Source organism: Enterobacter sp. FW301-JW81 (genome assembly GCF_058788735.1).
Map to the genome: position 1 here is coordinate 96,767 of NZ_JBYTBA010000006.1, position 14,709 is coordinate 111,475.

Annotated in this window: 13 protein-coding genes; 8 read left to right on the top strand and 5 right to left on the bottom strand. The window is 55.9% G+C overall.

Annotation, left to right across the window (positions count from 1 at the left end; all coding sequences use genetic code 11):
• The first annotated feature begins 2 nt into the window (after positions 1 to 2).
• From mtlD to AC3WOK_RS18380, 3 genes are read left to right on the top strand one after another with little or no spacing between them, the layout of a single operon-like run.
• A complete protein-coding gene (gene mtlD, locus AC3WOK_RS18370) occupies positions 3 to 1,151 on the top strand; it encodes a mannitol-1-phosphate 5-dehydrogenase (protein WP_492354927.1) in 1,149 nt (382 codons plus the stop codon).
• Positions 1,148 to 1,738 carry a mannitol operon repressor MtlR gene (gene mtlR, locus AC3WOK_RS18375; RefSeq protein WP_047347596.1) on the top strand — a complete coding sequence of 197 codons (591 nt, stop codon included), beginning with the start codon at positions 1,148 to 1,150 and terminating at the stop codon, positions 1,736 to 1,738. Before mtlD ends, mtlR begins: the two co-directional genes overlap by 4 nt.
• A gap of 58 nt (positions 1,739 to 1,796) precedes the next feature.
• Positions 1,797 to 2,159 carry a YibL family ribosome-associated protein gene (locus AC3WOK_RS18380; RefSeq protein ID WP_029742228.1) on the top strand — a complete coding sequence of 121 codons (363 nt, stop codon included), beginning with the start codon at positions 1,797 to 1,799 and terminating at the stop codon, positions 2,157 to 2,159.
• Between the two features lie 32 nt (positions 2,160 to 2,191).
• On the opposite strand, the gene AC3WOK_RS18385 is transcribed toward AC3WOK_RS18380, so the two are convergent.
• From AC3WOK_RS18385 to AC3WOK_RS18400, 4 genes are read right to left on the bottom strand one after another with little or no spacing between them, the layout of a single operon-like run.
• Positions 2,192 to 3,286, bottom strand: coding sequence for a fimbrial protein (locus AC3WOK_RS18385; RefSeq protein ID WP_063429433.1), 1,095 nt, complete (start codon positions 3,284 to 3,286; stop codon positions 2,192 to 2,194).
• Between the two features lie 9 nt (positions 3,287 to 3,295).
• On the bottom strand, positions 3,296 to 5,776 hold the full coding sequence (locus tag AC3WOK_RS18390) for a fimbria/pilus outer membrane usher protein (RefSeq protein WP_492354928.1): 2,481 nt from the start codon (positions 5,774 to 5,776) through the stop codon (positions 3,296 to 3,298).
• A gap of 4 nt (positions 5,777 to 5,780) precedes the next feature.
• Complete coding sequence (locus AC3WOK_RS18395; protein ID WP_492354929.1) at positions 5,781 to 6,455, bottom strand: fimbrial biogenesis chaperone; 675 nt, start codon at positions 6,453 to 6,455, stop codon at positions 5,781 to 5,783.
• A gap of 30 nt (positions 6,456 to 6,485) precedes the next feature.
• Positions 6,486 to 7,067, bottom strand: a complete 582-nt coding sequence (locus AC3WOK_RS18400; protein WP_063957914.1) for a fimbrial protein — start codon at positions 7,065 to 7,067, stop codon at positions 6,486 to 6,488.
• A 1,094-nt stretch (positions 7,068 to 8,161) separates the two neighbouring features.
• Between AC3WOK_RS18400 and lldP the strand changes: the two genes are divergently transcribed.
• The 5 genes from lldP (at position 8,162) to trmL (ending at position 13,810) form a co-directional block, all read left to right on the top strand.
• Positions 8,162 to 9,817, top strand: coding sequence for an L-lactate permease (lldP, locus tag AC3WOK_RS18405; RefSeq protein ID WP_492354930.1), 1,656 nt, complete (start codon positions 8,162 to 8,164; stop codon positions 9,815 to 9,817).
• Positions 9,814 to 10,587, top strand: coding sequence for a transcriptional regulator LldR (gene lldR, locus AC3WOK_RS18410; protein WP_014882013.1), 774 nt, complete (start codon positions 9,814 to 9,816; stop codon positions 10,585 to 10,587). The genes lldP and lldR overlap by 4 nt, the downstream gene beginning before the upstream one ends.
• Positions 10,584 to 11,771 (top strand): FMN-dependent L-lactate dehydrogenase LldD, encoded by a 1,188-nt coding sequence (gene lldD, locus AC3WOK_RS18415; RefSeq protein ID WP_492354931.1) that lies wholly within the window; start codon positions 10,584 to 10,586, stop codon positions 11,769 to 11,771. Before lldR ends, lldD begins: the two co-directional genes overlap by 4 nt.
• A 182-nt stretch (positions 11,772 to 11,953) precedes the next feature.
• Positions 11,954 to 13,294 carry an MFS transporter gene (locus AC3WOK_RS18420; protein WP_047347585.1) on the top strand — a complete coding sequence of 447 codons (1,341 nt, stop codon included), beginning with the start codon at positions 11,954 to 11,956 and terminating at the stop codon, positions 13,292 to 13,294.
• Positions 13,295 to 13,339: 45 nt separating this feature from the next.
• Positions 13,340 to 13,810, top strand: a complete 471-nt coding sequence (gene trmL, locus AC3WOK_RS18425; protein ID WP_059312380.1) for a tRNA (uridine(34)/cytosine(34)/5-carboxymethylaminomethyluridine(34)-2'-O)-methyltransferase TrmL — start codon at positions 13,340 to 13,342, stop codon at positions 13,808 to 13,810.
• 32 nt (positions 13,811 to 13,842) lie between these two features.
• Here the strand turns inward: trmL and cysE are convergent, their stop codons facing one another.
• Positions 13,843 to 14,664 (bottom strand): serine O-acetyltransferase, encoded by an 822-nt coding sequence (cysE, locus tag AC3WOK_RS18430; RefSeq protein ID WP_008502718.1) that lies wholly within the window; start codon positions 14,662 to 14,664, stop codon positions 13,843 to 13,845.
• Positions 14,665 to 14,709 lie beyond the last annotated feature (45 nt).

A 14,709-nucleotide genomic window follows, 5' to 3' on the forward strand; every position in this document is an offset into this window, starting at 1 on the left:
CTATGAAAGCATTACATTTTGGCGCAGGTAATATCGGTCGTGGTTTTATCGGTAAACTGCTGGCAGACGCGGGCATTACGCTGACATTCGCCGATGTGAATCAGGTCGTCCTGGATGCCCTGAATGCCCGTCATAGCTATCAGGTACACGTGGTGGGCGAAAACGAGCAGGTTGAGACGGTGTCTGGCGTCAACGCGGTAAGCAGCATTGGCGAAGACGTTATTGACCTGATCGCCAGCGTCGATCTGGTGACCACCGCCGTGGGCCCGGTCGTGCTGGAACGCATCGCCCCTGCGGTCGCGAAAGGCCTGGCAAAACGCAAAGCGCAGGGCATCGACACCCCGCTGAACATCATTGCCTGCGAAAACATGGTGCGCGGCACCACGCAGCTGAAAGGCCACGTGCTCAACGCCGTTGCAGACGAAGATAAAGCCTGGGTTGAAGCGCACGTGGGTTTTGTGGATTCCGCCGTTGACCGCATCGTTCCGCCGTCAGAATCCGCCACCAACGACCCGCTGGAAGTCACCGTCGAAACCTTCAGCGAGTGGATCGTTGATAAAACCCAGTTTAAGGGCGCGCTGCCGACCATTCCGGGTATGGAATTAACCGATAACCTGATGGCATTTGTCGAACGCAAACTCTTCACGCTGAACACCGGGCATGCTATAACCGCGTACCTCGGAAAATTGGCCGGTCATCAGACCATTCGTGACGCGATCCTCGATGAGAAGATCCGCGCGGTGGTAAAAGGGGCAATGGAAGAGAGCGGCGCGGTGCTGATCAAACGCTACGGTTTTGATGCTGAGAAACACGCAGCATACATCCAGAAAATCCTCGGTCGCTTTGAAAACCCGTATCTGAAAGATGACGTTGAGCGCGTAGGCCGCCAGCCGCTGCGTAAACTGAGCGCCGGCGACCGCCTGATTAAGCCGCTGCTCGGCACGCTGGAATACGGTCTGCCGCACGCCAACCTGGTGAAAGGGATTGCCGCCGCGATGCACTACCGCAGCGAGCAGGACCCGCAGGCGATTGAACTGGCTCAGCTGATTAATGATAAAGGCGCGCAGGCTGCGCTGGCGCAGATTTCAGGTCTGGACGCCAACAGCGACGTGGTTGTGGAGGCGGTTAACGCATACAACGCAACCAAATGATGCAGAATGCGGCGCAGGTTAGCCTGCGCCCAGATAACAGATTGTCAGATATGCAGGCAATAATGGAACAAACCCAGGCCTTTGAAAATCGTGTGCTTGAGCGTCTGAATGCTGGCAAAACCGTACGAAGTTTCCTGATTGCCGCCGTCGAGCTGTTAACCGAGGCGGTGAATATCCTGGTGCTTCAGGTGTTTCGCAAAGACGACTACGCGGTAAAATATGCTGTAGAACCGTTACTGGACGGAGACGGACCGCTGGGCGATCTTTCCGTGCGTCTGAAGCTGATTTATGGTCTTGGCGTGCTGAACCGGCAAGAGTATGAAGATGCGGAGCTGTTAATGGCGCTGCGTGAAGAGCTCAATCATGACGGTAACGAGTACACCTTTACCGACGATGAGATACTGGGGCCCTTCGGCGAGCTGCACTGCGTTACCGCGCTGCCCCCTGCTCCCCATTTTGATAACAGCGATCCAGAGCTCTATGCGATGCAGAAGCTGCGTTATCAACAGGTTGTCCGTTCCACTATGGTTCTCTCCCTGACTGAGCTGATTTCACGAATCAGCTTAAAAAAAGCGTTTCAGAAGTAAGCCTGCTCACATTGGTGTATCCTTCCCTGTAAATTCCCCGTTTTCAGAGTTATTTGTCATGAAAGAAGTCGAAAAGAACGAAATTAAACGCCTGAGCGACCGCCTGGATCTGATCCGCCACCAGATGGCGGGTCTGTCACTGGTCGAGTCCGCCGAAAAGTACGCCGAGCTGGAAAAAGAGGCCGCCACGCTGGAGACAGAGATCGAGCGCCTGCGCGAAGTCAAAGGTCAGAAGCTGAGCAAAGAAGCGCAGAAGCTGATGGACATGCCGCACCGCCGTGCGATCACCAAAAAAGAACAGGCCGATATGGGCAAGCTGAAGAAAAGCGTCCGTGGTCTGGTGGTGGTGCACCCGATGACCGAACTTGGCCGCGAAATGGGCCTGAAAGAGATGACGGGCTTTTGTAAGACCGCGTTCTGATGGCTTTCCCCTGCCTTCATGGCAGGGGGAACTCAGTTGTAAATCAGGTTAAAGGTCGCCATCGCGTCCGCTTTTCCCGCCGTGATCTTATCTTCCGTCTGGATATAGTGCGCATCAAACCAGAATATCTGCGTCTGATTGTCGCCCACCTGCCCCATTACCGGCACCTGCGGCGTATTCCACTGAACCGTTTGCCCCTGAACCGAACCGGTATTATCGCCATAAACCAGCTCAATCCCGACGCCGCTGGCGCCATCCTGCTGTTTGGTGAGTGCCAGCGCTTGCGTATTGGCGGGTGCGGTATCACCGAAGAAGCCTATCTTAACCGCCGTATTATTTTCGCAGGTGACCGGGATGCTGAAGTGTCCGCCCCCCGCTCGTGAGCCGATGCCGTGAAACTCATTTTGGCTTACGGTACCCATAGGAACAAGAATGCTGCGCGTGCCAACCGTGCAGCTGGTGCGCCTGACCGTGAAACTGGCAAGATGGATCTGCACCGGCGTGGCCACGTTGGCCGCGCTGGCCTCGCTGTCTCCCGCCTGCAGCACCAGCGATCCGACCGGTTGTTCCTGTGAATTAGCATTGTCGTCGGGCATGGCGCCGGTCGTCGGAATTTTGTAAAACACAATGTAGAACTGCAGTTTGTACGATGAGGCGCTGGCAAAAGCGGGGTTTTGTGACGCATCGCAAATGCGCCGCGACTCATTGCCGCTCACCGGACTGGTGCCGTCAATATAGCGCACCGCGTCCGCGCCACAATATTGTTGCTCGCGAAATCCCAGCGCGTAGCCGATGCCGTCGATCTGGGTTTTATAGACGTGGCGTGGCGCACCGTCTTCACCAACCACAGTACCGACGGCGTTATCCATTTCGACAAATCCAATGCTGCGCCATGCATCACTCCCGCCATCGCAGCTGTAAAAATCTTCCCCGGTGGACTGTATTGGCGCGGAGACAGGCGTCCAGTCCGCCGTGCCGGGGGCAAATCCAATGGCATAAGGTACCTGAACAACCCACTGATCGCGCGTGGTGCGGCAGGATGACGTGTCTGCATGAGCGTGAAAACTCAGCATGCCAAACAGCGAAAGCAGGCCGAGATAGATAAACCATTTCATCATATGACGCATGATATTCCTCTAATGACACTCAAGAGAGAGCGTGGCGATGCCGGGGGCCATGTGCGCAGCTCCCAGTTTGAAAGGCGTCTGGCATTGATGCTGCTCCCCGTCTTCATACCAGCTCACGCGCAGCGTGCCGCGCTCCGGCACCCCACTCAGATATGCCTGACCGCCGTCAGCGACCATGCTGCGGTTTGCAGAGCGGCGATTCTGCTCCACCACCTCGGCCTGAGCGCCAAACGGCAGCGGTCCGCCGCGATAGCGCAGGGAAAACAGCACGCGGTAGCCGATATGGGTTTTGTAATTTCCCAGCACCACCGCGCCGCTGGTGGGGATGAGCGTTAGCCCGCTCTGCTCGACGTCCACGTTTTCCCCAAGCGTTGCCGTGTTGAGATTGACGGTGTTTTTGCGATAGGCCGAAAGCGTCGGCATAACCGCATAGCCTCGGCTATCGGTGTGAATGCCGCTGTATCCTTCCGGCTCAACGTTCGCAGCACCAGGCACCCTTATCAGCGCGACGGTATCACCGAGAGGCTGGCTGAGGGTGATGCCATACCGCGTGGCGAGTACGCCCCCGGCTAACCCAAGAGTTGCGTTGCTATTGCTACGGCTGTGGTCATAGCCGAGGCTGACGTTGCCGTAGCCGCCGTTGTATTGCATCGCCATGCTGGTGCTGTCGGTCTGCCCGCCGCTGGCAATACTCTGCTGGACGCTATAGTTGAGGTTTCGGTTTGCCAGTGCGCTTCCGTTGAGCGACAGCTGCTGCGTCGACATCCCGCGGTTATTGTGGTTGGTAAAGTAGGTGACCGAACTGTTCGGCAGCCAGCGGCCAAACGGGATATTGACGTTAAACGACACGGTGCGCTCGGGGCGCTGCTCAAGGGCGGAATCGGTGTAATAGTAGCCCGCTCCCCAGGAAATTCCCCGCCAGCTGGAGTACCAGCCAATATGGATGGTTTTATCCTGGCCGGAGGTGTGCCAGTAATCCTGCATCCATGCAGAAATATTAAGGCTGCCTAGCTGGCCCAACGTCTGGGTGAAGGTAATCTGCGAACGGCTACGGCGATTATTGAGCTGCAGCTGATGGCTGTCGGACTGGTTCAGTTCGCCAAATTCGTAGTAGTTGCGTGAGGCATAGCGATAGCTTGCCAGGTTGAACGCGCTGCCGGTGGTGCTGAAATTCTTTTGATACTGAATGCGCCACGCCTGCCCCATCGCGCGTTCGCCATTGGGCAAACGACTTTTTGCCAGGGTATCGTCAATGCCAAGCGAGCCAAACGCACCAAAGCCCCGGCCGATGCCAAGCGCAGCGGCCTGATAATTATCCGCTGCGCGAACACCCCCATACACCGTCATCTGGGAGGGGAGACCGTAAAAGAAAGCACCTTCAACAAAACCCGGTGCCTGCGCCTCGTCAGAGCCAGAATGAAAACGCCCGGCGTTGAGGCTGTATTTGAGACTGCCCTGGCGTCGCATAAACGGTACCGCAGAATAAGGTTGGGTAAAGATGCGCTTCGTGCCGTCGCTTTCCGTCACCGTAATCTGCAAATCACCGCTCTGCGCACCGGGAAAAAGATCGTTAATGACAAACGGCCCTGCAGAAACCCAGGTTTCATAAATCACATAGCCATTCTGCGCCACAGAGACTTTGGCAAAGCTGTGCGCGACGCCGCGAATTGTTGGCGCGAAGCCGCGCTGGCTGTCGGGTAACATGCTTTCGCTGGAGGCGAGCTGAACGCCACGAAACGCCACGCTGTCGAACACATCCCCTGCGGTCCAGGCATCGCCCACACGCAATTGGCTGCTCAGGCTCCGGATATCCCGCATCAACCAGGTACTTTGTGACTGAAAACGATCGCTGCCTTCGTCGCTGTGGCTCCAGGCGGAAGTATTGCGTACCCGCCACGGTCCCAGATTCACGCCGTTGCGCAGGCTGAGATAGCTGGAAGTTGTATCCCCACTTTGGCGATGAGCCATTGCTCCGGACAGGCTGTAATCAACAAATGCCGCTGGAATACCGTCATCCCACTGCGAAGGGGAGACGTAGCCGCGGCTACGGTTTTTCATCGCCGCCTGCGGCAGGCTGAGAAAAAGGCGTTGCTGGTTAAAATCATAGGAAGCACGCGCTGCGGGTATAAAATCGCCGAGGCGTGTGAACGTCTCCCCCTCCTGAAGCCGTGAGAATGCCGGTATTGCGCCCACGTTCACCCCGAGATCGTCCAGCAGCGCCACGGTAAAAACGGGCTGCAGTCTGCCCTCTTCACTCACGAAGGCGATCTCCTGTGACCGTTCTTCACGCCCGTTAATCTCCAGCGTTACAGTCCATGTGCCCGGCATTTGGCCGCCTTTTTCGGAGAAATAGTGCAAATCAGCCGTTTTCTGCTCGGAAGAGGACAGTTCCAGCGCGGCGGGATCAAAATAATCTTCAGCCAACCCCGTACGGCTGAACCCGAGCAGGAGTACAGGGATTGGCGCATAGCGAAGCAGGCGAAAAGCCATGAGATTAAAGCGGTTGTGACTGGGTGGAGGTGATGGCGCCAAAATCATTAATCGCCGACCAGTTGACGCTGCCGGAGGCGGCCACCGGCCATTCACGGGTTTCCCCCGGGCCGATCATGCCCGGCTGATCAATCTTATGCCCTGCCACGCTCAGTTGGAAAAACGAAACATAGTACGGTGTCGGATTAACGGCCTTGAGCCCTTTGTCCGTGCGTGAAAACGTGACTTTCTGCCAGGCGGTTGCTGCATCACCCTTCAGGTTGGAAGGGCGATAAAAAATTTTAAACTTCGATTTGACGTTAATTTGTAATTCGTTGCTGCTCTCTTTTGGCTTTGGCGAAATAGCTTTTATATTCAACCAAAATACAGACTCACGATCGGTGGGCAGCGGCGCACCGGTATATTGAATACGCAGCGTATTAGTTTGGTCAGGATCGATCCTGAACAGCGGTGGCGTAACGATAAAAGGCGTCGCGTGATTCTTGGCTTGTATATCACCTTCAACCCACGATTGAATAAGATAAGGGGTCGCACTTTCCTTATTTGCAACAGAAAATGCCACCTCCTTACTATTTTGTGGGTATACGATCCGTGTACCGCCCATGACCACGCCTGCAGAAGCTGACGCAGAGCTAAACATTAATGCAGTGAGCATAATATACGACAAACGCTTCATCACTATTATCTCTGGAGGTGGCTAAAAATAATATCAGTTATAAACCATCAGGAAGTTGGAAACGGCATTAACATCACCGGCCGCAATGTCAGTTCCATCTTTAGTCAGGGAGGCATAGAAGGTTAATTCTGCATTGCCTTCATCATCTGGTTTAGTTGTTTCTGATACCGTACCCGGCTTAATAGACGTGCTGCGATTGCTGTTGTACAGCTTAACGCCAACCCCCGTCGCCATGCCGTCACCGGGAGTGACCTGCAGCAGGGTATCGTTAGACGTATCTTTTGTACCGTCAAACAGTACCGCAACGGATTGAACCGCAGGCGGACAATTTTCTACGTTGATTTTGAATTCACGCGGCGTCGTTTCGCTATGCTCGTCGAAGTAGTTTGCCGCCCATGCACCGAGGTCTACCGTTTTGCTTTTGGATGCCGGAGTAATATCACAAGAAATAAGGGTAATCTTTCCGGTGAAATTGATTACGCCACCGGTACTTTGCGAACCAGCATCGGTATTCAGCGAGGTATCAACTCCTGAATCACCGTTTGCCAGAACCGGCTGGGCAGATAAAAGCAGGCCCGTCGCTGCAAGGGCCAACGCCGCTTTTTTAAGTTTCATTTGAAATGACTTTTCCTCTGTAAATTAAACAGATACAGGCATATTACACCAGATATGAAAATTACTATGAAGTTCGCAGGACACCACCCGAAGGGGGATTAATAGAATTGGTGACGCGACCTCATTGTATTAAATGGGGTCCATCCCAGCGTGACAATCCGTATATTTTATTCATCCGCACAGCAAGATATGAGCACCCATTAAAAGGGGCACATCTTTAGGAAAAAAGAATAATCCACACATCATAATTAAATAATTCAACAACATTCCATCTGGATAAATAGTAAAACAATTACCTTTTAACGTCTACGCTCTGAAGGTGAACAGGCAAGCCTGACAAAGTCACAACATTAACAGATAAATAACAAATTTAACGCTTTTTACGTAGCTCAGAAAATAATTAACTTCCTCCTAATTTCTTTACGAAATTACAATAAGAAAGAATTGATCAAACATTGATCAATTTTTTTAAACTCATCCCCAGAATAAACGATCAAACTTAATGCATGAACCTTTGGTTTATTCTAAAAAGATAACAAAATTCAGAATAATTACTCACTGATCAGCAATTGATCGTTTGTAATACGCTGTTAAAAGCTATATGTGAAATTTACCTTAATTAAAATTTTTTGCTACATCTTAGAATTCGCACTTTTAACCAAAAAAAAATTATTTTTAGGAAAATAATTTGAGTTTCTCACATATAAGATACTTAGCAAAAACAAAAAACAAACATAAATCAAACCTCCAATTAACTTAAAGCAAAAAATCTTTTCCTGAATTATATTTTCTACTCCCTCCATTCATTACAGCACGCTTCATTTTTGCCCGAATGATGCCCACTGCCGACAGAGATCCTCATTGAGCACCCTTCACGATTTGGTCCTACCAATTAGCATTAAAACTCGTCCAGCGTTCACACTTCAGAAGCTTTACTTCACAAAAGCGTTGCCTTAATGCAACACCTGATTAACCATTTGTTGTCATTACCCCTACAACACAACATTGGCAGGACCACTTTTACACAGACTGTGACGCAGAGATGAGCGGAGACTCGCCCGCAGCGCAGGCTGTCTGGTCCCCAGGAGACCTGCATGAGCCTCTGGCAACAAAACTACGACCCGGCCGGCAATATCTGGCTGTCGAGCCTGATCGCATCGCTTCCGATCCTGTTCTTCTTCTTTGCGCTGATTAAGCTCAAGCTGAAGGGCTACCTCGCCGCGACATATACCGTTGCCATCGCCCTGATGGTGGCGCTGTTCTTCTACAAAATGCCGGTCGATCGCGCGCTGGCCTCTGTCGTTTATGGTTTCTTCTACGGCCTGTGGCCGATTGCGTGGATCATCATCGCCGCGGTGTTTGTCTATAAAATCTCGGTGAAAACCGGGCAATTCGACATCATTCGCTCGTCAATCCTCTCCATCACGCCGGACCAGCGCCTGCAGATGCTGATTGTTGGCTTCTCCTTCGGCGCGTTCCTGGAAGGGGCGGCAGGTTTTGGCGCACCGGTGGCGATCACCGCCGCGCTGCTGGTTGGCCTGGGCTTTAACCCGCTGTATGCCGCGGGCCTGTGCCTGATTGTGAACACCGCGCCGGTGGCGTTTGGCGCGATGGGTATTCCGATTCTGGTCGCGGGCCAGGTGACCGGCCTGGACAGCTTTGAAATTGGTCAGATGGTTGGCCGCCAGCTGCCGTTCCTGACCATTATCGTCCTGTTCTGGATCATGGCGATTATGGACGGCTGGCGCGGCGTGAAGGAGACCTGGCCTGCGGTGATGGTGGCGGGCGGTTCGTTCGCTATCGCCCAGTACCTCAGCTCGAACTTCCTTGGCCCGGAGCTGCCGGACATTATCTCTTCGCTGGTCTCTCTGGTCTGTCTAACCCTGTTCCTGAAGCGCTGGCAGCCGGTACGTATTTTCCGCTTCGCCGATATGGGCGCCTCACAGGTCGATCAAACTCTGGCGCGTACAGGCTATACCGCAGGCCAGGTCATCCGCGCCTGGTCGCCATTCCTGTTCCTGACCGCCACCGTGACGCTGTGGAGCATCCCGCCGTTTAAAGCCCTGTTCGCCCCGGGCGGCGCGCTGTACGACATGGTGATTAATATCTCTGTGCCGTTCCTCGACAAGATGGTCGCCCGTATGCCGCCGGTGGTGCACGCCGCCACGCCGTATGCCGCGGTCTATAAATTCGACTGGTTCTCTGCCACCGGTACCGCCATCCTGTTCGCCGCACTCCTTTCCGTGGTGTGGCTGCGCATGAAGCCTGCGGCTGCGGTGCAGACCTTTGCGGCGACCATTAAAGAGCTGCTGCTGCCGATTTACTCCATCGGCATGGTGCTGGCGTTCGCGTTTATCTCGAACTACTCCGGCCTGTCATCGACGCTGGCACTGGCGCTGGCCCATACCAGCCACGCCTTCACCTTCTTCTCGCCGTTCCTCGGCTGGCTGGGGGTGTTCCTGACCGGGTCAGATACCTCGTCCAATGCCCTGTTTGCCGCGCTGCAGGCAACGGCAGCCCAGCAAATTGGCGTGTCGGACGTCCTGCTGGTGGCCGCGAATACCACCGGCGGCGTGACCGGGAAAATGATCTCCCCGCAGTCTATCGCCATTGCCTGTGCGGCGGTGGGACTGGTCGGTAAAGAGTCGGATCTGTTCCGCTTTACCGTGAAACACAGCCTGATATTTACCTGCATGGTCGGGGCGATCACCACCCTGCAGGCCTATGTCTTAACCTGGATGATCCCATGATAGTGATGCCCAGACGCCTGTCCGACGAGATTGCCTCTCGCGTGCGGGCGCTGATTGAAGAACAACAGCTGGAAGCGGGCATGAAGTTGCCCGCCGAACGCCAGCTCGCCGCCCAGCTTGGCGTATCACGCAACTCGCTTCGTGAAGCCCTGGCCACGCTGGTCAGCGAAGGGGTACTGGTGAGCCGTCGCGGCGGCGGCACCTTTGTACGCTGGCAGCATGACGACTGGTCCGAGCAAAACATCGTTCAGCCGCTGAAAACGCTGATGGAGAACGACCCGGACTACAGCTTCGACATCCTTGAAGCGCGCCACGCCATCGAAACCAGTACCGCCTGGCACGCGGCCATGCGGGCAACCGAGGCCGACAAAGAGAAGCTCAAAGCCTGCTTTGAGGCCACGCAAAGCAGCGACCCGGATATCGCCTCCCAAGCGGATGTGCGCTTTCACCTGGCGATTGCCGAGGCGTCGCACAACGTGGTCCTGCTCCAGACCATGCGCGGGTTCTTCGACCTGCTGCAATCCTCCGTGAAGCAGAGCCGCCAGCGCATGTATCTGGTCCCGCCGGTGTTTGCCCAGCTCACAGAACAACACGAGGCGGTGCTCAACGCCATTCTGGCCGGTGATGCCGAGGCCGCGCGCAAAGCGATGATGGCGCACCTGGGCTTCGTGCACACCACGATTAAACGATTCGATGAAGACCAGGCCCGACAGGCGCGTATTACCCGCCTGCCTGGCGACAGTGATATTTCCAGGGAGAACAAAGCATGATCATTTCAGCAGCCAGTGACTATCGCGCCGCGGCGCAGCGCATTTTGCCGCCGTTCCTGTTCCACTATATCGACGGCGGGGCGTATGCCGAATACACCCTGCGCCGCAATGTGGAAGACCTGTCAGAGGTGGCTCTGCGCCAGCGTGTGCTGAAGAATATGTCTGACCTGAGCCTTGCGACAAAACTGTTTAACGAGACGCTCTCCATGCCCGTGGCCCTTGCGCCCGTCGGCCTGTGCGGCATGTATGCCCGCCGGGGCGAAGTCCAGGCAGCCGCGGCGGCGGATGCCAAAGGCATTCCGTTTACCCTCTCTACCGTCTCCGTCTGCCCGATCGAAGAGGTCGCCCCGACCATCAAGCGCCCAATGTGGTTCCAGCTGTACGTCCTGCGCGATCGCGGGTTTATGCGTAACGCGCTGGAGCGCGCCAAAGCGGCGGGCTGCTCCACGCTGGTCTTTACCGTCGATATGCCAACCCCCGGCGCGCGCTACCGCGATGCCCACTCCGGCATGAGCGGCCCGAATGCTGCGATCCGTCGTTACTGGCAGGCAGTGACCCACCCGCAGTGGGCCTGGGATGTCGGCCTGAACGGTCGTCCTCACGATCTTGGGAATATCTCGGCCTACCTCGGTAAACCGACCGGGCTTGAAGATTACATCGGCTGGCTGGCGAACAACTTCGATCCGTCCATCTCCTGGAAAGACCTGGAGTGGATCCGCGAATTCTGGGACGGCCCGATGGTGATCAAAGGGATCCTCGACCCGGAAGATGCCCGCGACGCGGTACGCTTTGGGGCAGACGGGATCGTGGTCTCTAACCACGGCGGACGCCAGCTTGACGGGGTGCTCTCTTCCGCGCGAGCCCTGCCGGCGATAGCCGATGCGGTGAAAGGCGATATCGCCATCCTGGCCGACAGCGGCATCCGCAACGGGCTGGACGTGGTGCGCATGATTGCGCTCGGTGCTGACACCGTGCTGCTGGGGCGTGCGTATTTGTATGCCCTGGCCACCAGCGGCCAGGCCGGCGTAGCGAACCTGCTTAACCTGATCGAGAAAGAGATGAAGGTCGCGATGACGCTGACCGGCGCGAAAACAATCGGTGAAATCAGCAAAGACTCTCTGGTGCAGGAATTACGACAGTTACCGGCGGCGCTGGCTCCGCTTACTCAGGGTAACGCAGCCTGAATCTTCCCCCCTTAACACCTCTTTTTTACGCGCCCGACTCCCCCTCGGGCGCTTTTTTTACGTCGAAAATAACATCTAGGTAACATATTGGATAAGAAAATTTGACATCCACCTGCCGTCCGCAATTGTATAGACAAGCAAATACAAGAACACAAAAACAACATCACATCAGAGGGGAGCGTATGACGTATTCAGGTAAGGTGGATATTCAGCAGGTGATCGATGAAAGTCGCTTTTCAGGATTTCACTGGCTTCTTATTGTGCTGGGCTTTCTGGTTCTGGCGATCGATGGTTTCGATACGGCGGCAATGGGCTACATCGCGCCCACGCTGTCGGCAGAATGGGGGATCCATAAACAGGATCTGGGCCCGGTACTGAGCGCGGCGCTGCTGGGGCTGTCGCTGGGCGCGCTGATTGCAGGTCCGGTATCGGACCGGGTGGGACGCAAGCGCGTGCTGGTCTTCTCCTGCCTGTTCTTCGGCCTCGCAAGCCTGGGGACGGCCTGGGCGCAAAGCCTGAATACCCTGACGCTGTGGCGCTTTCTGACAGGCCTGGGGCTGGGTGCCGCCATGCCGAACGCCATTACGCTTATCTCCGAGTTTGCCCCCCAGCGCTGCCGCGCCATGGCGATTAATACCATGTACTGCGGCTTCCCCCTCGGTGCGGCAGGCGGCGGCGCGATCTCTTCATGGCTTATCCCCCACCACGGCTGGCGAAGCGTGCTGTTGACCGGCGCAATTGCTCCGCTGATTTTAACCCTGCTGCTGGCGCTGCTTTTACCGGAGTCAGTGAAGTTTCTGGTGCAGCGCGGGAAAGACGTTATGCAGATCCGCCGTATCGCCAGCCGGTTCTCCCGCAGCACGCTGGAGAGCGTCTCGGGCTTTTTCCTGGCGGAGGAGAAAACCGCGTCTAAAAAGGGGAGCGTGTCACAGCTGTTTTCCATGCCCTGGCTGCCCGGCACCCTGATGCTGTGGGTGACCTATTTCATGGGACTGGTGATTTACTACGTTCTGCTGAGCTGGATGCCGACGCTGATGCAGGGGATGGGCTATGCCCTGGCGGAATCCGCATGGCTGACTTCGCTGTTCACCTTCGGCGGTACCGCAGGCATTCTGCTCGCAGGCTGGATGATGGACCGCTGGGAAGCGCACAAGGTGGTCGCGGGCGGGTTTGTCCTGACGATGGGGCTGATCCTGCTGCTCGGCATGGAGCATAATCATATCGCCCTGTTTGGCGGGCTGATCTTCCTGATGGGGATCGCGATGAACGGCGCGCAATCGGGCATGCAAACCCTGGCCGCCACCTTTTACCCTACCGAGTGCCGTGCGACGGGCATCGCCTGGATGCAGGGGATCGGCCGCTTTGGCGGCGTGGCGGGAACCATGACCAGCGCTCAGCTTCTTTCAATGCAGTGGCAGGCAGACAGTATTTTAATGATCCTCAGCGTGCCCGCCCTGGTGGCCGCTGCGGCAACCGTCTACAAAATGCTGTACAGCCGCTCGCAGGAACCCGGCGTCGCGTAGTCCCTCTCTTTTCTGCTATTCTGCCCCCGCAATTAAGGGGGCAGCATGCTTAACATCGTTTTATTCGAACCAGAAATTCCGCCGAATACCGGCAATATCATCCGCCTGTGCGCTAACACCGGTTTTCGCCTGCATATCATTGAGCCGATGGGCTTTACGTGGGACGACAAGCGCCTGCGCCGCGCGGGGCTGGATTATCATGAATTTACCGCCGTGGTTCGCCATCACGACTACGCCGCGTTTCTGGAAACCGAAAAGCCGCAGCGCATGTTCGCCCTGACCACCAAAGGTACGCCAGCGCACAGCGCCGTGAGCTATCAGGAAGGTGACTATCTGATGTTTGGTCCGGAAACGCGCGGCCTGCCCGCCACGATTCTGGATGCCCTGCCCGCTGAGCAGAAAATCCGTATTCCGATGATGCCGGACAGCCGCAGCATGAACCTGTCGAATGCGGTGTCGGTGGTGGTGTATGAAGCCTGGCGCCAGCTGGGGTATGCGGGCGCCATATTACGGTAGGCCCGGTAAGCGCAGCGCCACCGGGCAAAATCTCAGATGCCGTCACCATACTCAAAGGTATGGTGGATGCCGTTGAAGTGCTGATCCATATCCATGGACGGTTTATCGCTGTCGGGTTTACCGACGATGCGCGCCGGCACGCCAGCGGCAGTGGTATGCGGCGGCACAGGCTGGAGCACAACCGAACCCGCGCCAATCTTCGCACCACGCCCGACTTCGATGTTGCCGAGGATTTTGGCACCCGCGCCGATCATCACCCCTTCACGAATTTTCGGATGGCGATCGCCGCTGGTTTTACCGGTACCGCCCAGGGTAACCGACTGCAGGATCGAGACGTCATCTTCAATGACCGCCGTTTCACCGACAACAATCCCGGTGGCGTGGTCGAGCATGATCCCGCGGCCAATTTTCGCGGCCGGGTGAATATCGACCTGGAAGGTCACGGAGACCTGGTTTTGCAGGAAAATAGCCAGCGCGCGGCGGCCTTCGTTCCATAACCAGTGGCCGATGCGGTAAGCCTGCAGGGCGTGGAAGCCTTTCAGGTACAGCAGCGGCGTAGAATATTTATCGACTGCCGGGTCACGCGTGCGCACGGCCTGAATATCACAGGCGGCAGAGGCGATCATTTCCGGGTCTGCGGCGTAAGCCTCTTCGACCACTTCACGAATGGCGATAGCAGGCATGATCGAGGAAGCCAGCTTGTTGGCAAGCATGTAGCTGAGCGCGCTGCCCAGGTTTTCATGCTTGAGTAACGTTGCGTGGTAAAAACTGGCCAGCATAGGCTCGCAGTCGGCCAACGCCCGGGCTTCGGCTTTAATATTATTCCAGACGATATCCAGTTCTTCACACGGCATTGCTAACTCCAGACGATAGTATAATGACCAGCCAGTTCTGCGCTG